Origin of the sequence: Microcoleus sp. A006_D1, assembly GCF_036702805.1 — a bacterium.
Taxonomy (GTDB): domain Bacteria; phylum Cyanobacteriota; class Cyanobacteriia; order Cyanobacteriales; family Microcoleaceae; genus Microcoleus.
Genome location: NZ_JAUBVZ010000005.1, coordinates 372,919 through 393,536, shown reverse-complemented (window position 1 = coordinate 393,536; position 20,618 = coordinate 372,919). Strand labels below are relative to the sequence as shown.

General features: G+C 45.4%; 18 protein-coding genes. 6 read left to right on the top strand and 12 right to left on the bottom strand.

Annotated features, from left to right (window positions below; all coding sequences use genetic code 11):
- Nucleotides 1–24 precede the first annotated feature (24 nt).
- On the top strand, nucleotides 25–447 hold the full coding sequence (locus tag QUB68_RS12205) for a DUF2358 domain-containing protein (RefSeq protein ID WP_332992664.1): 423 nt from the start codon (nucleotides 25–27) through the stop codon (nucleotides 445–447).
- Here QUB68_RS12205 and QUB68_RS12200 read toward each other — a convergent pair.
- The 5 genes from QUB68_RS12200 to QUB68_RS12180 all read right to left on the bottom strand — a co-directional run bounded on the left by QUB68_RS12200 (nucleotide 440) and on the right by QUB68_RS12180 (nucleotide 8,855).
- The gene (locus QUB68_RS12200; protein ID WP_332992605.1) at nucleotides 440–2,092 is read right to left on the bottom strand and encodes a mechanosensitive ion channel family protein; all 1,653 of its coding nucleotides are present in this window, start codon (nucleotides 2,090–2,092) and stop codon (nucleotides 440–442) included. The genes QUB68_RS12205 and QUB68_RS12200 overlap by 8 nt on opposite strands.
- Nucleotides 2,093–2,099: 7 nt before the next feature.
- Nucleotides 2,100–3,095, bottom strand: coding sequence for a mechanosensitive ion channel family protein (locus QUB68_RS12195; protein ID WP_332992603.1), 996 nt, complete (start codon nucleotides 3,093–3,095; stop codon nucleotides 2,100–2,102).
- A gap of 405 nt (nucleotides 3,096–3,500) precedes the next feature.
- A complete protein-coding gene (locus tag QUB68_RS12190) occupies nucleotides 3,501–5,054 on the bottom strand; it encodes a cation:proton antiporter (RefSeq protein ID WP_332992601.1) in 1,554 nt (517 codons plus the stop codon).
- A gap of 21 nt (nucleotides 5,055–5,075) precedes the next feature.
- Nucleotides 5,076–6,890 carry a DUF389 domain-containing protein gene (locus QUB68_RS12185; protein ID WP_332992599.1) on the bottom strand — a complete coding sequence of 605 codons (1,815 nt, stop codon included), beginning with the start codon at nucleotides 6,888–6,890 and terminating at the stop codon, nucleotides 5,076–5,078.
- Between the two features lie 498 nt (nucleotides 6,891–7,388).
- Nucleotides 7,389–8,855, bottom strand: coding sequence for a glycoside hydrolase family 13 protein (locus QUB68_RS12180; RefSeq protein ID WP_332992597.1), 1,467 nt, complete (start codon nucleotides 8,853–8,855; stop codon nucleotides 7,389–7,391).
- Between the two features lie 750 nt (nucleotides 8,856–9,605).
- Between QUB68_RS12180 and QUB68_RS12175 the strand changes: the two genes are divergently transcribed.
- Nucleotides 9,606–10,895 carry a glucose-1-phosphate adenylyltransferase gene (locus QUB68_RS12175; protein WP_332992596.1) on the top strand — a complete coding sequence of 430 codons (1,290 nt, stop codon included), beginning with the start codon at nucleotides 9,606–9,608 and terminating at the stop codon, nucleotides 10,893–10,895.
- 92 nt (nucleotides 10,896–10,987) lie between these two features.
- Here the strand turns inward: QUB68_RS12175 and QUB68_RS12170 are convergent, their stop codons facing one another.
- Nucleotides 10,988–11,215: a hypothetical protein gene (locus QUB68_RS12170; RefSeq protein ID WP_332992594.1), complete on the bottom strand. Its 228-nt coding sequence runs from the start codon at nucleotides 11,213–11,215 to the stop codon at nucleotides 10,988–10,990.
- Nucleotides 11,216–12,213: 998 nt separating this feature from the next.
- Between QUB68_RS12170 and QUB68_RS12165 the strand changes: the two genes are divergently transcribed.
- Complete coding sequence (locus QUB68_RS12165) at nucleotides 12,214–13,218, top strand: J domain-containing protein (RefSeq protein WP_332992592.1); 1,005 nt, start codon at nucleotides 12,214–12,216, stop codon at nucleotides 13,216–13,218.
- A gap of 199 nt (nucleotides 13,219–13,417) precedes the next feature.
- Here QUB68_RS12165 and QUB68_RS12160 read toward each other — a convergent pair whose 3' ends face one another.
- The 5 genes from QUB68_RS12160 to QUB68_RS12140 all read right to left on the bottom strand — a co-directional run bounded on the left by QUB68_RS12160 (nucleotide 13,418) and on the right by QUB68_RS12140 (nucleotide 18,100).
- The gene (locus QUB68_RS12160; RefSeq protein ID WP_332992591.1) at nucleotides 13,418–13,690 is read right to left on the bottom strand and encodes a DUF1816 domain-containing protein; all 273 of its coding nucleotides are present in this window, start codon (nucleotides 13,688–13,690) and stop codon (nucleotides 13,418–13,420) included.
- 452 nt (nucleotides 13,691–14,142) lie between these two features.
- The gene (locus tag QUB68_RS12155) at nucleotides 14,143–14,433 is read right to left on the bottom strand and encodes a DUF1816 domain-containing protein (RefSeq protein ID WP_332992589.1); all 291 of its coding nucleotides are present in this window, start codon (nucleotides 14,431–14,433) and stop codon (nucleotides 14,143–14,145) included.
- Between the two features lie 475 nt (nucleotides 14,434–14,908).
- Nucleotides 14,909–15,664 carry an LmeA family phospholipid-binding protein gene (locus QUB68_RS12150; protein WP_332992587.1) on the bottom strand — a complete coding sequence of 252 codons (756 nt, stop codon included), beginning with the start codon at nucleotides 15,662–15,664 and terminating at the stop codon, nucleotides 14,909–14,911.
- Between the two features lie 129 nt (nucleotides 15,665–15,793).
- Nucleotides 15,794–16,387: a pentapeptide repeat-containing protein gene (locus tag QUB68_RS12145; protein WP_332992585.1), complete on the bottom strand. Its 594-nt coding sequence runs from the start codon at nucleotides 16,385–16,387 to the stop codon at nucleotides 15,794–15,796.
- Between the two features lie 300 nt (nucleotides 16,388–16,687).
- Nucleotides 16,688–18,100 (bottom strand): HD domain-containing phosphohydrolase, encoded by a 1,413-nt coding sequence (locus QUB68_RS12140; protein ID WP_332992583.1) that lies wholly within the window; start codon nucleotides 18,098–18,100, stop codon nucleotides 16,688–16,690.
- 11 nt (nucleotides 18,101–18,111) lie between these two features.
- Here QUB68_RS12140 and QUB68_RS12135 point away from each other — a divergent pair, with 11 nt between their 5' ends.
- From QUB68_RS12135 to QUB68_RS12125, 3 genes are all read left to right on the top strand, one after another.
- Nucleotides 18,112–18,258: a hypothetical protein gene (locus QUB68_RS12135; RefSeq protein ID WP_332992581.1), complete on the top strand. Its 147-nt coding sequence runs from the start codon at nucleotides 18,112–18,114 to the stop codon at nucleotides 18,256–18,258.
- 296 nt (nucleotides 18,259–18,554) lie between these two features.
- Entirely contained in the window at nucleotides 18,555–19,295 is a 741-nt protein-coding gene (locus tag QUB68_RS12130; protein WP_332992579.1) for an LmeA family phospholipid-binding protein, read from the top strand.
- A 210-nt stretch (nucleotides 19,296–19,505) separates the two neighbouring features.
- A complete protein-coding gene (locus tag QUB68_RS12125) occupies nucleotides 19,506–20,090 on the top strand; it encodes a DUF6658 family protein (RefSeq protein WP_332992577.1) in 585 nt (194 codons plus the stop codon).
- A 319-nt stretch (nucleotides 20,091–20,409) separates the two neighbouring features.
- Here the strand turns inward: QUB68_RS12125 and psb35 are convergent, their stop codons facing one another.
- The gene (psb35, locus tag QUB68_RS12120) at nucleotides 20,410–20,604 is read right to left on the bottom strand and encodes a photosystem II assembly protein Psb35 (RefSeq protein ID WP_332992575.1); all 195 of its coding nucleotides are present in this window, start codon (nucleotides 20,602–20,604) and stop codon (nucleotides 20,410–20,412) included.
- Between the last annotated feature and the right edge of the window lie 14 nt (nucleotides 20,605–20,618).

The following is a 20,618-nucleotide window of genomic DNA, read 5'->3' as shown; positions in this document are numbered from 1 at the left end:
AGCTTGAGGGCGATCGAAAATCAAATGCAGGTAGAACAAACAGTAGACACCCTGAAAGCGGATCTCCCGACGCTTTTTGAGAAAGACATCTCCTACAACATCTACACAAAAGATGTTTATTTTCAAGACCCTGTTAACAAATTTAAAGGAAAAATCAACTATCGCATTATCTTTTGGACTCTGCGATTTCACGGGCAGCTATTTTTTAGCGAGATTTACTTTGACCTCCACGACGTAAGTCAGACAGCCCCTGATACTATTGTGGCAAATTGGACTGTTCGCGGGACACTGCGCGTACCCTGGAAAGCTCAGATTTTCTTTAACGGCTACTCTACCTACAAAATGGATGAGGACGGCTTAATTTACCAACATATCGACACTTGGGACAGAAATCCCGGAGAAATTTTAAAGCAGTTTTTCCGTAAGGGCAGCGTTGTCTTCAAATAATAGCAGGGGACTGCACATAAACCGTAGGATTTTCCATCGTAAACACAATACCGTGGACTGAAAGGGATTTAGCAATTTCAGCACTTGCTAACTCTAGTAGGCGTTTACGCACCTCGATCGCATTATCCTGAGAGCCTAAAATTGCCAAACTCACCCTTAATCTTTTTCCCGATCCATCGGCGAAAGCAATATTTGTGCTGTTAGGATCGATTCCTGATAGGAAAGCAATTTTTTCCATGATAGCTTGCTGCACTAGGGCATATTCTCGTTCTCCTAAAGCACTTGCAAAGTCCATATACAGTAACACCATAATTTTTTTGGCAAGAGTAACGTTTTCAATTTCTACACTGACTAAGATGGAATTGGGCATCACAATAATTGTACCCGTACCAAGAGAACGAATTTTTGTTGATCGCAACCCAATACTTTCTACTTTCCCCAGCTCTCCAGCGGGTAGACGGATATAGTCACCAGTAACAAAAGGACGATCTAAATACAATACTAAAGTAGCAATCAGTTGTTCGAGAATTTTTTGGGCTGCAAAGGCGACGGCTAAACCAACTAACCCCAAACTAGCAACCAAACCAATCAAGTCAAAGTTTACGCTGCGGGCAAATGCCACCAGTGCTACAATGAAGATAAAGATATTAAACACAGTTTCAAATACTAAAATTGCATCATCGCTACTGGGATTAAATTTCCCCCCAAACTTGAATCCATAGGTACGCAGGTAGCGGCTAGTAACTTTTGTAGATAACCAATACAGACAGCCAACTACAAATAAATTAGCAATCGGTTTGAGCAGCCCATACACAACTGGTACTAATGTTTCGAGTAAGTTAAGAGACCAACTGATACAAATACAGAGGACTGAAAATTGCACAAGGCGATCGCTCGGTTGAACAATTTCCAGATAAATATTTTCTGCTGATTGGATATCTAGCTTTTTGATGGCAAATCTCAGTAAGGCTGGAGCGTATTGACTAAATACAAAAGACCCTCCTAATGCTCCTAAAAATATTAGCCACTGGGGCTGAGAAAATGGGGAAAAAATCTGATAGCGAATACTTCGCAATACCGGGAACCATTCCGAACTCACTAGGGCGATCGCTAACCAGGCAAAACAAAAAAAAACCTTGGGGAAACTACCAGTTTCCCACTTAGCTATTTTGGCGACAATTACCAACAAAAACCGCAATAGTATAATAATTCCTAGGCCAATTAAAATCCACAAACTTCGCTGCAAAATGTATTGTGAAGTTCGTTCTTTTTTAGCCTTAGCGACTGCCATTTCTAGAATATTTTCCCATTGCTTAGCTTGTTGAGACAAAGAAAAGTTTGGTAAAACATCGTTTGCTGTAACTGTCAACAAGTAATTCTTGTTTAAGGAAATTGAGGTAGCGCTTGAATTGGGATCGTTACGCACATCAAAATTTATGACTTTCTCATTAGAGATCGCATCAGCCAGCAAATCATTGGCAAATTGGGTACGATCTAAGGCTGAAAATCGATCGACAGGTTGCAAATAAAACAGCGGAATGCCATCAACTACTATAGCAGAACGAGGGCCGTCAGCACTTAGAGCAAAACTCATCGGAAAAGTCGCCAGAAACAAAGCTATCGCAAATAAGAATATCAGCTTCATTGATCGCTTAAATAGGAATTGGAGCATCCACATAAATCGTTGGTTGGTTAATGGTGAAAGAAATATTATGTTTTTGGAGTTGTTTGGTGATTTGTTGGGTAGCCAGATCCAGCAATTGCCGTCTCAATTCCATAGATAATTCATTAGAACCCAAAATGAAAAAAGAAATTTGGGCTTGGTTGTTACTGAAGGAAACCTCTGTGTTGCGCCAGTCTAAACCAAAAATGTCCATAGTGCTTTCCATGATGGTTTTGCGGATTAGTGCTTGCTCGTCGGCGGATACCTGTTCGGGAAACTCTAGCATCATTACAGACATGACTTTCTTTGCGCCTGTAAAGTTTTCGATGGTAGCTTGAGTCAGGGAATTATTAGGAATAACCGTGAGAGTTCCTTTACCAGAGGTGCGAATTTTTGTCGATCTTAAGCCAATACTTTCTACTCGTCCGAAAGTGCCTTGTTTGCCCATAGGCCCATCGGATAAGCCAATATAGTCTCCAACTTGAAAAGGGCGATCGAGAGTTAATACAATTCCTCCTAAAAATTGTTCTAAAGTCTTCTGAGCAGCAAAAGCAATAGCAATACCTCCAATCCCCAAGCTAGCAAGTATGGCCACAACATTGATCCTATGGCTAATGCAAAAAACTAAAATCACCCCAATACCGATCGCAAAGTCTCCCAGATAGCGAAGTAAAAAGATAGACTCGCCTCTTACTTTTGGGTTTGACTCAAAGGTAACGCCTAAAATTGTGGTATTAAAAATGTCTCTAAATAAACTTGACACTAGCCAACCGCTACAGAAAGTGATGCCGGCACTAAAACAAAATTCCATTAATTTTAGCCATGTAGTTTGAGGAATTAAAACTAACATGACTTCCATCGCCGACAGAGTTAATAATATTAAAATTAGGTTTCTAGAGGCAAACAATACACGAATATAAGTTTTTGTCAATAAGCTTGGGGCAAACCAAGTTAAGATTAATCTCAAAGTTGGGATCGCTACCATTCCAGCTAATATTCCTATGCCTCCGGCTAAAAAAAATTAGGATAATTTGCAGGAAGCGATCGCCATTATCTAAAGGCAGTTGTGTGGCAATAAAGAAGATATTGATTGTTTTTGTCATTACCAAATAAACCCTATTAAATTCTATCATCTGCGGTCTTAGTGATAATAATTCGATTGATAATTCACCATGCTTTTAAGCGGGATAGCAGGTCAAAGTTGTTCTTCTTAGCATAAGTTATTTATAGTTCAATACAGTTTACTTAACAATTTTTATTTCCCGGACATCCCCCTAAATCCCCCGGATAGTCGGGGAGTAGGGGTAGACTTTAAGAGCTTTCTTGTCCCCCTTTTTAAGGGGTGTGCCAGGGATATCTGTCTTAAGTGAACCGTATTGCTTTATAGTTTTTATTCCATTGTTTCAACTCCCAAAAATAGAGACAGTTCTTGATTTAATCTACCCGATCGCACAAACTCAGCATAGGTGTCAGCTTCGATCGCCAGCAATTCTCCTCGAAGTTGCTCAGCAATAAACGTCCGTAGATCGGGATATTCATTTTGAAGCCGATCGATTTCTGTTTCCAGGCGGGTTAGTTCCCCCTTAACCAGCGATGCTTGATACTCATAAAACTCCGGCTCAACTCCTGGATTTTGCTTGACTTCACCCAAGCGTTGCAGCACCCTACCCAGGGCCGCCTGACGGGCGATCGCCTCTAGATACTCCTGGCGCAGGGGCCCGTCGCCGAGCAGATCGAGTTTTTCCAGGACAGGCTGAATGGTCAGTCCTTGGACGAGTAAGGTAAATAGCACTGTCCCAAAAACCGTTGCAATCACCACATCTCGTCCCGGCAGGCTTTCAGGTACGCTCAAAGCCAAAGCCACCGACACCGCACCCCGCAGTCCTCCCCACCACAGCACCGTTTGATCGGGCAGGGGAATGGCGGAGTGGGCAAAACGGTTACTCAGACTCCCCAGTCCGTAAATGGCGATCGCCCGCGTTAAAATCACCCCTACAATCGTCACGGCGATCGCATCCAGATTTTCGCCCAAACTCGCAAACCGAATCTGATCACCAATCAGCAAAAAGACAATGGAATTCACAAAAAAGGCTAAAAATTCCCAAAACTCACTCACAATGATCCGAGTGCGGGGGTTCATGCCGATGCGAGAGCCAAAATTGCCCAAAATTAGCCCCGTCGTGACGACTCCAATCACCCCCGATCCACCTAAATCCTCTGCGATCAAGTAGGTGCCGTAGGCGGAAACCAAGGTGAGAGACTGTTCCACCAGAGGCAGATCGAACCGCTGCGTCAGATAAGAAATGGCAAACCCGATCAGCGCCCCAATCCCTAGCCCAATCCCAACCACTGTGATTAACTGGAGCAAAATCGGCCCCGGCGATAAATTAGCGGTTCCCTCAGAGAAGGCCACCAGCAATCCAAAGGCCACAACTGCCATCCCATCATTAAACAAACTTTCGCCTTCCATCAAAGTGGTGAGACGCTTCCCAACTCCCAACTCCCGAAACAAAGCCGTCACCGAAACCGGATCTGTGGCTGAAAGGGTAGCCCCAATCAGCAGCGCAGTTGCCAAAGAAAGATTTGCTAGTTGATTTAAACCAATTGCCACACCCGCAATGGAAATGATCACACCGAAAACAGCATAAAGACAAATAGGAATTAAATCTTGTTTCAAACTCGACCATTTCAAATTCCAAGCAGCCTCAAACAGCAGTGGCGGTAAAAAAATCAACAGAATCAATTCGGGAGAAAGATTGACCAATCGCACATCTACGAAGGCTAGCCCTAATCCCACAATCACCAGCAGTAGTGTATAGGGAATTCGGCGAAACCAACTAAAAATTTGTGGCAGAGTGGCTACACTCAAAGAAACTGAAAGCACTAGCAAAAATTGCTTGAGATTTTCTTCGATCGCCACTTCCTGTACACTTGTCTCAATCATTTTTTCAATTCCGATTCGTAATTAACGGCTCAATTCACCTTCAACCATATCCAGTAGAACAGATGGTGAGGAATTTTTGGGCAGTTTTTTGAGAGTTATTTTCAATTGGACAATGGGTTTGGTTGCTGTTCCAGTTTTAGTAATGTAGCGATCGGGTTCAATTTGCCATTTTGTTTGCAGGTAATTGCGGATTGCTTGCGATCGCTTCTGGGCGGTCGAGCCAATTTCCGATGGGCCTTGGCTAGATATCATTTCAATCTGCAATGTAGGATTTTGCTGCACAGTCTTACCCAGTTTATCTAATAATTGAGTTTGATTGGGCGCAATTACAGATTGATTTAATGCAAAGGTAACTGTTGCAGCAATCGGCGCAATCCGATTGAAGTTGACATCGGCTGTGGGGTAATTTAATTCTCTGCGGATATCCTGCACCAGCAATGCCTGTCCATCGCGATCGAGATCCCGCTGACTCAAGTAAATAATTTGAATTTTTAACGGCATCACTGGGCTGCTAATCGCCTGATAACTTACCAATTGGGCCGGGAGAGGTAACATCAGGGAATCGAGGGCAGACTCCAGGCTACTCAAAAAACTGGATTGCAATTCGGCAATTGTGGGGGGTGGCGCCGCCTTAATTTTTTCTGAAACTTTTGGTAACACGTCGTTAGAGGCTATGGGAATCTGAATCAGATTCAGAGCAATTGAGTCCAACGGCCTCCGCAACTTCACCGACAGCAGTTGCTTGTATTGCTCTCGTTCGGTTTGGGTGTAGACTTTGCCAGTAACCACCTGAAGTTGGGCAACCAATTTACGATCTTGTTCTCGAAACGAAAGTTGGCTGATGTACGATCGGACTTTGCCATCAGAAAAGTTACCAAAGTTTTTTTGCCAGATTTCTGTAGCGTTATTACGCAGTTGATTTTCTTGCTGCTTGCGAGAGATTTCGTCGCTAAGTTGATTGTAAGATTGATACAGAGGAATCGAAGTCAATGAAATAGTCATCAAAATTAGCAGCAGGCGACTTGGCAAACTGCCGACGTGCTTCAATCGCTCCGATGCAGGAATTCGATCGACCAACGACTGCATCCAAATGCTTTCTTGATTGTTTTCCCGCCATGCACGTACTCGTTCCCGCACCGGAGAGGTATCAATGTGCAGAACCAAAAACACCACCATCGCCATAAAGGTAATGGCGATTAAGTTGGTAAAAAACAGTAAACCTCCCCCTCGCGCCACTGCAAATCCACTTCCAGGACTGAGGCTAACTGCCGTTGCAATACCATAACCTACCACACACAGCGGCGGCATCAGCGCCACTGCGATCGAAACCCCCGGAATAGACGTGACAACTCCTTTAGCTTCTTTACAAATAGCCACTGCTCCCACCGCCCCAGAAAATAGCGCAATGATTAAATCCAGCAAATTTGGCTGAGTTCTCGCCAAAATTTCGCTAGTCATTTCCTTAAAAGGCAAAATCGATACCAACACAACTGCAAAGGCAATGGCAAGGGCACAACTCAAAATTAGGTTACAAATAGCTCGCAGCGCTAAGATCACGTCTCCTGTGGCTAGGGCCAGGCCATTGGCCAAAATACTCCCCATTAAGGGTGAAATCAGCATCGCGCCAATGATCACCGCTGGACTGTTCAACACCAAACCCAGGGTAGCGATGCCAGCAGCAAACAAAACTTGAATCCAATAGCTCGCATCGGTCAGCGTTACGGATTGAGCAATGTCCAAGTATACTTGTTCTTTGCGAAGGTTGCTCACCCCCAAATTTTGAGCAAACCAGCGCCTCAACCGAGGGAACGCCACTAATATTTTTAACCTTTGCATTATTACATATCCTGAGAAATAATGGAGATTTTTTTATATATATTATTTATACCAAATCTTACTTACTCCCAAACAATTATTGCGAAATATTGCAACGGAGGGTTGTTGACACGGATCACATCTCTGGGTTGCAAAAAGCATTTTTTCTTGAATGCAACTGTACTTATAATGCTGACGCTAGGGGGGGATTAACCTGGCATCAATCCCCCCAATCCCCGAATTTAAAATCTCAAATTCCCGAATCTAAAATCTCAACTTGTACCTCATATTTCCCTCGAACCGCTATGATTAATTCGGGGAGTAGGAGATTGATGGGGAAGCACCGGCACAGGCGGGAGCATTTAAATCAAGTGCGATCGCTTCAATAAAAAATGCGGCATTGCCATCTAGAGATGCTCCCGCTTACGCAGAGGTTGCCAGAAACCGGGTTGTTTCACGAAAATACTGGATAACCACCCTTAATTCCATTAAAAAACCTGGTTTCTGAGCAGATTACTGCTAATTAGCAGAACCTAAAATCAAGCCCGATCGCGCCGGCAGCATCAATTTTAAGTGCCGAGTTTCCCCTTCACCTTTCCAAACAAACTCGCCTTTACCGAACAGCAATTTCTCGTGAGGAGATTTCAAACTACCAGCCTCAAAGCTAATATGAGCTTCTTCTGTCGCGACATTGACAGCCACAACTATTTCCTCATCCCCCAAAATTCGGGCAAAAACGTAAACGGTTCCCTCAGCAAACAGAATTTGGTAATCTCCAGTGCGGAGGGCAGCGTATTTGTGCCGCAAAGCAATCAACTGCTTGTGATAATCTAAAACATCAAGTTCCCAGTGAGCTTCTAAGGGAAAACTACGGCGAGAATCGGGATCGAGAGCACCGGGCAAACCAACTTCATCGCCGTAGTAAATGCTGGGAGCTCCGGGAAAAGTTAACAGTAGCAAAGTAGCAAGTTCGACGCTAGCTTTATCGCCTCCAGCAATTGACAGCAACCGGGCTGTATCGTGACTGGCCAACAAATTAAGTTGAGTTAGCTGTATCGGCCACGGATAAAGTTCCAAAACGTGCTTAATTTTGTCGCCGTACTCTTTAGCAAACAGCGCCGGATAGGGATGGTAAGAACGACCTTCCAGTTGAGCTAAATCTACTCTGTCGCCCGCTGCAAAAGCAATCGTCGGGGCAGCAAAAAGATAATTCATCACTCCGTCAAATTGACTGCCGTCGAGCCATTCTCTGGCATCTTCCCAAACTTCGCCGACAATGTAAGCTTCGGGATTAATTGCTTTGACTCGATCGCGAAATTCCTGCCAAAATCCCTCTGTTTTAATTTCAAAAGGAACGTCCAGCCGCCAGCCGTCAATGCCGAATTTAATCCAATATTCGGCGATTTCCATGATGTATTCTCGCACTTCTGGGTTATCGTGATTGAATTCAGGAAGTGCTCGATTGCCATCCCAACCGGCATAATTAGCAGGAAAATTACCGTCGTAGGCGGATAGCGGCCAGCCTTCAATTTTAAACCAATCTATCCAAGGAGAATGGGGGCCGTTTTCGAGGATGTCGTGGAAGAAGAAAAAGCCACGGCTGGCGTGGTTGAATACGCCGTCGAGGACGATTTTGATGTCGCGAGCGTGGGCGGCGTCTAGAAGCTCTTTAAAAGCTGGATTGCCGCCTAACATCGGATCGACTTGATAGTAGTCGTGGGTGTGGTAGCGGTGATTGCTGGCTGACTGAAATATGGGGGTGAAATAAATTGCGTTTATGCCTAAGTCTTGCAGGTAGTCTAGCTGTTCCATAACGCCCCACAAGTCGCCGCCCTTGTAGCCTTGGAGGGTAGGGGATTCGTGCCATTCTTCCCACATGAAGTTTTGCAGCAGGCGTTTGCGGGGCTGTTTGCTTTTGGCGAAGCGATCGGGGAATATTTGGTAGAATACGGCGTGTTTAACCCAGTCAGGCGTTTGAATTTGCATACACTTTTCCTAGCTTTTACGGCTTAGGCTACCGTAGCAGAGGTTACTAGGGAATCTAGCTTTTGGTAGAAAAATACACGCTCGGTCAAGTTTTGTCGATCGACAAATCGTAACATCTGACACAAATTTGCAGTCAATCTTAGATTTCAAACTGATTCTACCCTAGAAAATTATCGTCCCGACGGGTGGCGGCAGCGAGCTGCTGTGGAGTTAGACAAGCTCAGAGAACAGGAATGCCAGGAAAAAGAACAGGCTGACACTCAAGCATAACAAGAGCGCACTTGGAGTACAAGGTGCGATCGGCTAATGGGAAAAATCACAAAAGTGCGATCGAGCGAAAGATGGAGAAATTGCCAGAACTGGGAATTAACCCAGACAACTTGTAATTAACAACCCAAACTCCGAACCTTATTCTTTCATTAAACTGCCCTTATTTATTCATAGGCATTTTAACTCAAAACTAAAAAAAATTTTAAATATCCATTATTTATTGATGAGTATTTTAACTCACAACTTACAACTCAAAACTCATAACTCCAGTCCCGGAAGCACTCCAAATCTGATAAACTTGGTTTTTTAACTCTTATTGAGGGTTTGAACAAAGTATGTGGATTAAACAACCCGGTTTCTGCGTAAGCGACTGAACTCAAAACTCAAAACTCAAAACTTTCTCGCTCCCCCCCTTGTCAAGAAGCCCTCACCATCCGACACTGGACTTGGAGAGTTCATCGACCCTAGGGAGAAAGTTCCTTGAAAAAAGTCTTAGCCATCATCCTCGGTGGCGGTGTCGGCACCCGCCTTTACCCCCTAACCAAACTGCGAGCCAAACCCGCAGTTCCCCTCGCAGGCAAATATCGCCTCATCGATATTCCTGTCAGCAACTGCATCAACTCCGAAGTAGTCAAAATCTACGTCCTCACCCAATTCAACTCGGCATCCCTCAACCGCCACATCTCTCGCACCTACCAGTTTTCGGGCTTCACCGAGGGATTTGTCGAGGTACTCGCCGCCCAGCAAACTCAGGAAAACCCCAACTGGTTTCAAGGGACAGCCGACGCCGTTCGCCAATATCTCTCGCTGCTAGAACAGTGGGACGTTGATGAATACTTGATTCTTTCAGGCGACCACCTCTACCGCATGGACTACCGGAAGTTTGTGGAGAGACACCGCGAAACCAACGCCGATGTCACCCTCTCGGTTTTGCCAATGGACGAGAAGCGGGCCTCGGATTTTGGTTTGATGAAAATCGACGACAACGGTCGCGTTATTTCTTTCAGCGAAAAGCCAAAAGGTGATGCGCTCAAACAAATGCAGGTGGATACGACTAAACTGGGACTGACCGCGCAGCAGGCTCAGGAAAGTCCTTACATTGCTTCGATGGGGATTTATGTCTTCAAAAAAGAAGTTCTGATTAAACTTCTGAAAGAATCTCCAAACCAAACTGATTTTGGTAAAGAGATTATTCCCAATTCTGCAAAAGACCACAACCTTCAAGCTTATTTGTTTGACGATTACTGGGAAGATATCGGAACCATTGAGGCTTTTTATGATGCTAACTTGGCGCTGACAAAACAGCCTCAGCCGCCTTTCAGTTTCTACGATGAAAATGCGCCGATTTACACTCGCCCGCGTTTCTTGCCGCCGACTAAGCTTTTAGATACTCACGTGACTGAATCGATTATTGCTGAAGGCTGCATTCTCAAACAGTGCCGGATCGACCATTCTGTGTTGGGAGTTCGATCGCGCATTGAAGCTGGATGTACGATTCAAGATACTCTGGTTATGGGTGCTGACTTCTACGAACCAGACGCTGAGAGGCATTCAAATTTGGATCACGGCGGCGTCGCCCTCGGTATTGGTGCAGATACTACAATTCGCCGCGCGATTGTGGATAAAAATGCTCGCATCGGCCGTAACGTTCAAATCATCAATAAAGAAAGAGTGGAAGAAGCTAACCGCGAAAACCTTGGTTTTTACATCCGCAGCGGCATTGTCGTAGTTCTAAAAAATGCCACCATTCCTGATGGAACAATCATTTAGTAATCAGTCATTAGTCATTAGTTGTCAGTCATTAGTTTTTTAATTTAAAATCTGTCACCTGCTTGGCAAGTGACTGATGATAAATAACTAAATTAGTGATAGATTACCAATGACCGATGACTGATGACTTGAAAATTTTTTATTTCATTATTAATTGCAACTGCTGATTGAGGTTGTAAAAATACTTGCAGGGTAAGAGCACCGCGCATTAATATGGCACTGTCTCTGTTACCGCCTGTTGTGAAACAGATATGTTCGCTCGCCTGCGTCTGGCGGATAGCTTCTGATTCTGGTATTTGCGATCGTAGCACGACTGACATATGCGCTGCCCGTTTCTGAGTACAACACAACTCTCGGAATTATCTTTCCAATCGTCGCAGCAGCCGCAAGGCCAACTCAGCAAATAATTCATAATATTAGCACCCTCGTAGCGTTAAAAGCTGATTGATATACTATCCTATCTTAATTTTTCTGAAAGTGTGTGTTCTACTTAACATACAAGGGAGAAATTATGTTGTATATCTGTGACTTAAGTCTATACAGAGGCGATCGAAATGAGATAGTACAGCATCGGTCAGGGAAGTAAAAAATATCTCGAAAGGTTGTTGAATTACTGCGCGCTTTAAGGTATAGTACGGTGAGAATTCAGGCAGCAGATTCCATCGAACTTGCTGATGAGAACCTGTTAGGATTTGCATTGGGTGAAAAGCTAGAGAAATAAAAGTTCGTTAGCGTTCGCCTCGATTTGAAGCCCGCCCCTACGGGGGCTACGCCAACGAAGAGGATCGCACCGCGCACCGCAAAAAAAGAGTAAAAAGAGCGATCGTCCGCGCCAGTTAACGCTGTGTTTGAGTTAGCACCAACAGCAGCCGCATCTGCTATCCCCGGCTCGCCAGGGCGACGGCGGCACTCCGAGCCTTCGATGTGTCCGCCGCGCCAAAATCCCGAAGCTGCACAACTCCTGAACCTCTCAAACAGTAGCGGGGTGTGGAAATTGCGATGTCTCGCAAGCAACAACCGAACTCGATCGAGTCCCAACCTTTGATAACCTATAATTTAAATGAGGTACAGCAGGCAGTTTTGCCTGCGGCATCAAACTATAGCACAAGGAATAAAAAATAAGGCAGAAGGAATAAGAGAAATGGAAGTCGCAATCTTGCGGAAGGGTTTCAGAAATTAATAACGTCCTCACCGTCGGGCGGGGTTGCTATAATTTTGCCATCCTGCTAATTGGGCATCTATTTTTTGTCACAACTAACAACTAACAACTAACAACTGACAACTGACAACTAACAACTAATAAAGAGGGGATTGGTTAATGGCTGCAACAGATTTTAAAGACTATTACGCTATTTTGGGACTCAACAAAACTGTCAGCTCAGACGAACTTAAAAAAACTTTTCGCAAACTAGCCCGCAAATATCACCCGGACATGAACCCGGGGAACAAAGAAGCTGAAGCTCGTTTTAAAGAAGTAAACGAAGCTTACGAAGTGCTTTCAGACCCAGAAAAACGCAAAAAATACGACCAATACGGTCAATATTGGAAGCAAGCTGCTACAACTCCTGGAGGATGGCCGGGCGGGGCGGGTACGACTGTAGACTTTGGCGGCGTTGACTTCAGCCAGTACGGCAGTTTTGACGAATTTATTAATGCTTTGCTCGGCCGCGCGGCCGGCAACAGTGCGGGTAATGGCCGCAACGCTCAGTGGAATTATAGCAACTACCGCACCAGCAGCGGCGGGCCCAGCGGATTTGAAGATTTCGCGGGGTACGAAAACCGCAGCACAGGAACCTCTCGCGACACTGAGGTAACGATTTCTCTAACTCTGGGGGAAGCATTTCGCGGCACTTCCAAGCGAGTCGCTACGGGCGAAGTTTCGATTCCGGCTGGAGTGAAAACTGGCAGCAAAATTAGGGTAAAAGGCAAAGGTCAAGTTGACCCGTACACGAAGCAGCAGGGAGATTTGTACCTAAAATTAGAAGTTTTGCCTCACGCTTTCTTTCAGTTTGAGGGAGAGAATTTGGTGTGCGAAGTGCCGATAACTCCCGACGAAGCGGTGTTGGGAGCTGCAATTGAAGTGCCGGCGCCTGAAGGTATGATAACTGTAAAATTTCCGGCGGGGATGCGATCGGGTCAGTCTTTGCGGTTGCGGGGTAAAGGATGGCCGAAACCGAAGAAAGATGAGCGCACTGATTTGTTGGTGAAAATTGCGATCGTGCCGCCGAAAGAACTTACCGATCTCGAACGCGAATGCTACGAGAAAATCAACACAAATCGAACTTTTAATCCTCGCAACACTCTCAATCAGATGGTGCTTTAATCTTATAATTCTGGGGAGTGACTACTGGTGCGATCGGCTAATACCGTTTAGAAAAAAGGTTGCTACAAAAAATTGTTGAGTTTGTTTCGTTCACTCAATTTGTAAGGTGCGTCGCTATTAGATTTTAGATGAAATACCAGAGATTGAAGAATGGCGACACACCCGCTCGATTACTGTTGCATGATTTGAAAAAATGGTATTACTCATCGGTAACTGTTAACTGACTGTCTTTGCGACCTTGCTTGATGTTAATGCTAATTTTTTTAGCTCCTTTGTTCTCCAGGTCTTTGATGTAGCCGTTGGTATTATTAGAAGCTTCATCCTTGCTTTCGTAAGGGCCAAAGTAATACGTGCGCTTGGGTGAATCCGTGTCAACTTCTACCCACCACTCGCGACCTCTACTGCCCCCAATCGGTTGAGTCAGTATCCAGAAAGCAGCAACGTACATACCGAATAAATAAAGTCCGAACATAGTAGCTCTCCCCGCAGTCAAGTAGTTTTTATTGTTCTTAACTTAGCAGGACAAATAGCTCTATCGCATCATCGTCAGTGCTGATTTTGCCACCGTAATTGTTGAGAGTAAATGCTCGCTAACATCAGCATTTTGGTGGAGAAGAGGCCAAGATTTAAGCCTCCGCTATAAATAAAAACTAGGCTAAGCAAGGACTTGAATAAGACGATACTTAATATTATTGTTGAGGCTTTAGTTATAGCTTCAGGAAGAAGTAATAGGAAATATTCAGCTCATGTTTGGACGATGAAAAACGCCGTAAATGTCGCGTAGGGTAGAACCTAGAAAATTCAAACAGAATTGGCGAACTCTTGACGCGCAAAAACCGGGTTGTTTAACCGATACTTCTGACGATAGAGGGAGTATCAGCAGTCACAAAACCCGGTTTCTGGCGCCTGAACTTATCAAAATCATTAAGCAGCGATACTCTCTGAGAATTCACTTTCGCAGATGGTGAGATCCGAAGGATGACACCGTTTGATGCGGATGCTAACTCTTTTGGCTCCCTCGCTTTCCAAGTCTTCGATGTAGCCTGGAGTATGGCTGGAGGCTTCTTTGTCGGTGTCGAAGGGGCCAAAATAGTAGGTACAGCGGGGCAAATCTGTGACGATTTCTACCCACCATTTCTCTGGCCCGCGGCGGCTGGGCGCGGCAAACACGGACAAGACTGCGATGTAGAGACCAAATAAATATAATCCAAGCATTTTTCCTCTTTTGGGGTTATTTATTTTATATTGGGCTTACGCTCATGAACCCGGTTTTTAGGATAAATTAGAGTTGCCTGAGCATTTACCAAGAAACGGGGTGTCTCTTGTCTAGGGTACAAGTCATTAGATTAGTTTATCAAGCTAATTTGTGCGATCGCCTCAACCTGAGTGCTGATTTTGAGACGAGATCTAGAATCGCAGGGAATAAGCTATTTTGCATTTAAATTTAAGCTTGATGGTGCGCTATAAATTCTCACGCCAAAAGAATTTAAGTACGCAGTAGCTGACAAATTAAATCCGCCACAGATTAGTTCTGGAAATACGCCGGAATATAGAGCAACGTTACGCTAGCAACGCCACAGCTTCAAAACTGTGGCTAAAATAGCAAAACCCGCCCAGGCGGGTTGTTTTGTTAAGCTATAAAATTCCTCAAACGAATCTGAGTTTCTTGCCTACCTCAGCAGGCCCAGACTTAGGGCTTGCCTTTGGGGAACTGTTCGATGCCAGCCCAACCGTAAAAAACCAGCTCGTCGTTTTGAACTCGACAGCGGTCTACTCGCAGTTGAGTGCCTTCTAAGGCAAATTTGTCTAAGTCTAGCAAGTTATTTACGTGGGCAATTATAGCTTGAGCCAAGTCTATTGCTTGCTCCCCGCCGCCGTAAGTAACGCTGACAAATTGGATTTTGCGTCGGTCTTCTACTTGCAATTGAGCTGTAATATCTATTTTGACTGGTTCGCTGGAATTGCCGATCGTAATTTCGGACTGAAGCCGAATTGATTTGTCGGCCCCGAAGCTGACTTCTGTGTTTTGAAAGTGCAGAGATTGCTCTTGGTAAGTCAGCTTCTGGAGTTTTTCAACTACAAAAGGTGTATTGAATGAGGTGGTTAAATCCGATCGACTTAAGACGACTCGCATATTTGCCTGGGTAGGCTGGCGCAATTTCACTTGACCTGCAAAAATCGCTCCAAAATCAATGGAGAGTGCTTGCAAGTAAAGTTCCATCACTTCTATGCGCAGGCCGTTGTACATCAACATACCTTTGCCAACGAAGTCGAAACCGTCGATGCTTCCCTGCAATAGTTTGGCCACAGGTTCGACTCGGATGTTGGCTTCTGCCTTTTCAGAACGTTTGAATAAGGCTGCGATCGCAGCTCCTGCTACTTTGCTGACAAGGCGATCGCCACTTTGACCTTGAAAGGATGTACCGCTAAACAAAGCTGCTACCATTTATGCGTTTGCTGATCTACAGTCGTCATTATAACCTCCCATTAAGAATTGTTAAAATAACTTGTGCTTATTCACGTTATAAGTAGATGTTGTTTTGTTAGTCTGCCTTTAAAGTAACATTTTTGAAATTTAAGGGCTGAGGGGAGTGCCTTGCAGACAAGCGCGATCGAGTAAAGCTCCATCCCAGACAGTTTGTTCGATCGCAGCACAGAGCAAATTAGCCCCTGTCAGGTTAGCGCCACGGAGTACGGCTCCATTCAGCATCGCTTCTTCCAAGTCAGCACCGGACAAATCAGCACCGGATAAATTGGCATTGCTCAAATCTGCCTGCTGCAAAATTGCGCGAGACAAATTCGCGCCCCGCAAGTCCGCGCCGCGAAAATCGACACCAGTCAAATCCAAATTGCCGATCGAGGCCCCTGTCAAAAAAGCACCCCCAAAACTGGCATCGCGGACTAAAGCGTTAGCCAAGGAAGCCCCCCGCAAGTCAGCATTCCGAAAATCTGCGCCGCGCAAATCTGCACCGCTCAAGTCAGCACCGCGAAGGTTGGCTCGCAGCACCGCCCGCTGCAAGTTAGCGCCGGCGAGATTAGCTCCTATCAAGTTGGCTTGAGACAAGTCTGCACCGGCGAGATCGGCTCCCGCTAAGTCTGCGCCGGCTAAATCAATGCCGGCCAACATATGAATTTTGCCTTTGCGTATGGCTTCGAGGTCATTAATCATTAGTTTTTAGTCATTAGTCATTAGTCATTAGTCAGTTGTCAGTTGACAGTTGTCAGTTGTCAGTTGGCAGTTGTCACGTTGTCAGTTGACAGCTTGCCCGAAAAGCTGATCGTTGGGTTGTCAGTTGTCGATCGCTAGAGTGAACACCGCGCAGAAAAAACAGGTTGCGGAATTAGTCTGAATCCGTAGGGTGTGTCAGGGGGAAAGGATTAATCTGTGGTGCAACATTCAGTCCTGACGCACCATACAATAACTGTCAACTGTCCACTGTCCACTGTCCACTGAATTACCGAAGTCATTCTATAATGCCGGGGCTGCTGCGGGAGTTCGATCGCCCAAATCCTCCAACCAGACATTCGGCAGTTGACTGGGGCGCGTGGGTAACTCCATCAAACCCATGTCTGCGAGTCTGACGACATTGCCGAGAGTTTCCACCAAAGCTGGATCGAAGCGAATACCCGATAGTTTCCGGCACTCTTCCAAAGCTTCCGTCAAACTCAATGCCGGACGATCGCCGCGCGGTTGAGTCAAATCTTGAAAACAAGCAACCAACCCCAAAATCCGCGAAGCAATGGGTATATCTTCGCCTCGCAAACCTTCGGGCCTGCCGCTGCCGTCCCAATTTTCGAGTTTGTGCTTGACAATTTCGGCGACTGGTGATAATTCCGGCATTGCTTGCAGGAGTTGGGAACCGATGAAACTGCGATCGCGCCAAAATGATAGAGTTCCTTCGTCGAATTTATCGGAAGTGCGATCGAACACCTCATTCGGGGCAGAAACCAAGCCGACTCGAAACAGCAATCCCGCCAGCCGCAGCCGGCGCAACTGCAAAGCCGGCAAATCCAGCAATTGACCCAAAGTTTCCGACAAAGCCGCCACCTGCAAAGACGCTGTGGGATTTGAGGTATCGCGTTCGTCCACGCGCTGGGCCATCCGCAGAAAAGCTTGCAGTTTGTTAGCGTTCAAATTGCGGCTGACGCGCAAAGCTTGACCTTCCAATTCCCACAAATCGCGGGTTTGGCGGTTAATTGCCACCATTTGCTGCTGAGAACTTTGCAGGTAAGTGACGATACGCGTTACCACGCCGCTAATATCTGCCAAGGGCGGGCCTTTGGTGGCGAGAATTTGGTGGTGAATTTCTAGCAAACTGTCGGCTAGGGAGGAATTATAATGTCGCGTTTGTTCTATAAAAATTTCTGCTGCCGCCGACACTAACGACTGGTCAAACGACCACAAACCGTAGAATTTTCGCTCTGTATCTACATCAGGCTTGCCCTCGGGCAAGTATTCCTGGGCTGAAAGTTCGCGGCAAAGCACCATTGCTTTGTATGTCGGGGCGAGGATGATTAAATTCCATTCTTGGATGATGGGATCGAGCTCATCGAGTTCTATTAAAGATACATTTTCTAATTGGCCGGTTTTGTGGGTAGCGAAGCCGCTGTCGGCTACTGCGCCGATCGCAACCTGCCGAGAAGCCTTAGCAATATCGAAGTAGCGATCGGCTTCTTGCAAATACCATTTTCCCTGCTGAAATGTCACCAAAACTAGGGGTTGGAGTGCGATATCGTCCCCGTCGCTGGTTTGCAAGATGTGGTCTTCTAGGGCGTGACACAGGGCTACTAGGGTGTTTTTGAAGTATACCCCGTAGCTAGAAGGCAGTTTTCCGTCGGGAAGTGTAGCTTGTAGTCTGGCGAGAGTTGATTCTGGATTCATTGCAAAAGGCGGTGCCGGCTGTTATTTATTGTAGCGGGCGATCGAGCTTCTCGAAAATACTTTTGGCAAAAATCCGAGTTTTTGATGGTTGGCGGCTCTACAACGGACAAAAACGGCGATGTGATGGCGATCGATCGCGCACCTGCCGCTATTTGTAGCCGATAGAAAAAAAAAAATTTAATGGCGATGAATTAATTTTGGCACTGAAAGTTATAGCAATCGCCACAGCGGTTAGGACATAAATAACCTCATGAATAGAGCCTCCTAACCCATAGCCTAAACGGTTTGATTTCCTGATTCTGCAACTGTCAACTGTCAACTGTCAACTGTCCACTGCTATAAAACCCTCTGTCTTTGGCGGAGTTTTTTTGCTCCGAGAAACCTGTCGAGAGGAAGACGCTAACTGACTTAGGTATTAACTACTATTTCTTAAACAAGATTAGGAATTTCGAGCGTGCTTCAACAAAATCGGAGTTTAGGTGAACAGGCGATCGACAAAGTTGCCGAGATTGCTATTGCTAGCAAATTAGACGGCTCAGAAAGTTTGTCTGTCACAGTCAACACCGATCCCGGCCAGCTAGCCCAGGGACAAGTTGAGGCAGTTGCCGTTGAGGGCAAAGGATTGGTAATGCAGCAAGATTTGCGCGTGGAAGAATTGCAAATTCACGTCAAAGATATTGCTGTTAATCCCCTGAGCGCTATGTTTGGCAAAATTGAACTGAACGGGCCAGCCTTCGGTAAGGCGCGGGCAGTTTTAACAGAAAGCGATATCAACCGCGCTTTTAATTCCGAATATATCAGCAGGAAACTGAACAACTTAAAAGTTACTGTTGACGGACAACTGCTGACAATAGACGTTAAAACTGTGGAGTGCCAGTTGCTAGCAACCGGAAAAATCGCTTTAAATGCTGAGGTATTGGTGCAGGAAACTGCATCAACTGAAAAGATTTATTTTACAGCAAAACCTCAGATTGCGGCGGGCGGTTGGGCAATTTCTCTTCAGGATGTCGAGTATCCCGAAAACAAGGAATTTTCGCCGGAGTTGACTGCTGCTTTGGCCGATAAAGCTGGTGAAGTTTTAAACTTGCGAAATTTTGAAATGGAGGGAATGTCGCTGCGAATTCAGCAGCTAGATGTGGAAGCTGGTGTGCTGACTTTGCAAGCTGAAGCTAAAGTCGAACAATTTCCCAGTTAGGAGTAGCGATGTTTGTAGGTGCCCCGGAAATATCAAACCTGTTCAAGTCGAGCAATTATTGGAACTGACGCACCCTACGAGTTTTAAATCCATCTAAAGTGAGAAAAAACTCGATCGCCCTCCGCAGCAAAATATCACCGCCGTGAAAGGCAGCGATCGGGATTTTATTTTTACTCTTGACAAGTAGTAGTAAACAATCGGGAAAATTTTGTGAACACTGTAACTGCTTTTTTTAAAAGACTGCGTACCGGTCAATTTTTGACTCAATTTTTCACTGTATTGATGGCAGGTTTGCTGCTGTTTACCAGCACCGCTTGCAATGCTGGCGATGTTCGAGGTGCTCGGCCCGAAAATCCTCCCGTTCAAATGGGAGGAATGAATAACCCCCACAAGGCCGGTGGTGATGGATACACAAATTATCAAATGTCTACAGATCCTAAAGTCAATCAATCGCCTGCTAAAGTAGAGAAGAATAGGGCTGATTTGTCGATTTTGGGCGAGACACTCCTGGCTGCGACTACCGCTGAATCTAATTCCTCAAAGCTGCTTTATCCAGGTTCTGCGCCGATGGAAACTGACAAGTTCGATCTAGAACTCGGCGGAGACAAAGCTGTGTTAGAAACGACAGACGGACAGCCGACGAAGAGTCAACCCGTATTCGATCGCAGCAATCCCGATGCCAAAATTTTAGAGAGAGTAGGCGCAGCTTTTAAGGATGCTTCTGGTTTCCTGAATGATAGCGCTGAAGATGCCAAGGAAAGCTCGGTGACGAAACTCAATCCGCTGCAAAAATAAGCAAGTATAAATTGCGCGGTATCGCCGATGTAGGGGCTTTTAGAGACTTGCCCCTACACAATAGGCCTGAATTGCAAAAATACCTAGGATGGGCGGGAGAACCCGTCAAAAAATTTGATTAAAAGGACTTTTGCAAGAGGTATTTTGTTTCCGCTCGTTTGAGTCGATATCTTCTTAATTAAGATATAAAAATAGGACTTGTGCAATCAATGGAAAGGTTCAGGCTTTTAAATTGCAGAGCTTCGGCTGGCAACGACCAAGTTTTCTCATTAATCCACAAGTCCTCTCTCAGCTTTTCTTAGTCTAAAGAAATTTTGTTTTATTTGCTTTTGGACTCAGAAACATCAGCAATCAAATCATCTTTATCAACTTTCGGAACAAAATCAGGCCGTTCTTTGGATTCCCAACCCGGGGGGCGCTTGGAGTTGTACCACGCAATGGAGCCGATACTAACCGCAGCTACAAATCCAACACCAAGAACTGCGAGGGGAATCGTTAGGTTGTGTTCTACCATTAGGTTGAAATCCT

Coding starts and splice junctions, on each gene's coding strand:
- QUB68_RS12190 (WP_332992601.1), bottom strand. CDS start 5,054: ATGATTGAGACAAGTGTACAGGAAGTGGCGATCGAAGAAAATCTCAAG.
- QUB68_RS12160 (WP_332992591.1), bottom strand. CDS start 13,690: ATGTTCGGACTTTATTTATTCGGTATGTACGTTGCTGCTTTCTGGATA.
- QUB68_RS12155 (WP_332992589.1), bottom strand. CDS start 14,433: ATGCTTGGATTATATTTATTTGGTCTCTACATCGCAGTCTTGTCCGTG.
- QUB68_RS12180 (WP_332992597.1), bottom strand. CDS start 8,855: ATGCAAATTCAAACGCCTGACTGGGTTAAACACGCCGTATTCTACCAA.
- QUB68_RS12150 (WP_332992587.1), bottom strand. CDS start 15,664: ATGGTAGCAGCTTTGTTTAGCGGTACATCCTTTCAAGGTCAAAGTGGC.
- psb35 (WP_332992575.1), bottom strand. CDS start 20,604: ATGGTAGAACACAACCTAACGATTCCCCTCGCAGTTCTTGGTGTTGGA.
- QUB68_RS12140 (WP_332992583.1), bottom strand. CDS start 18,100: ATGAATCCAGAATCAACTCTCGCCAGACTACAAGCTACACTTCCCGAC.
- QUB68_RS12195 (WP_332992603.1), bottom strand. CDS start 3,095: ATGGTAGCGATCCCAACTTTGAGATTAATCTTAACTTGGTTTGCCCCA.
- QUB68_RS12170 (WP_332992594.1), bottom strand. CDS start 11,215: ATGTCAGTCGTGCTACGATCGCAAATACCAGAATCAGAAGCTATCCGC.
- QUB68_RS12165 (WP_332992592.1), top strand. CDS start 12,214: ATGGCTGCAACAGATTTTAAAGACTATTACGCTATTTTGGGACTCAAC.
- QUB68_RS12205 (WP_332992664.1), top strand. CDS start 25: ATGCAGGTAGAACAAACAGTAGACACCCTGAAAGCGGATCTCCCGACG.
- QUB68_RS12185 (WP_332992599.1), bottom strand. CDS start 6,890: ATGCAAAGGTTAAAAATATTAGTGGCGTTCCCTCGGTTGAGGCGCTGG.
- QUB68_RS12145 (WP_332992585.1), bottom strand. CDS start 16,387: ATGATTAATGACCTCGAAGCCATACGCAAAGGCAAAATTCATATGTTG.
- QUB68_RS12200 (WP_332992605.1), bottom strand. CDS start 2,092: ATGAAGCTGATATTCTTATTTGCGATAGCTTTGTTTCTGGCGACTTTT.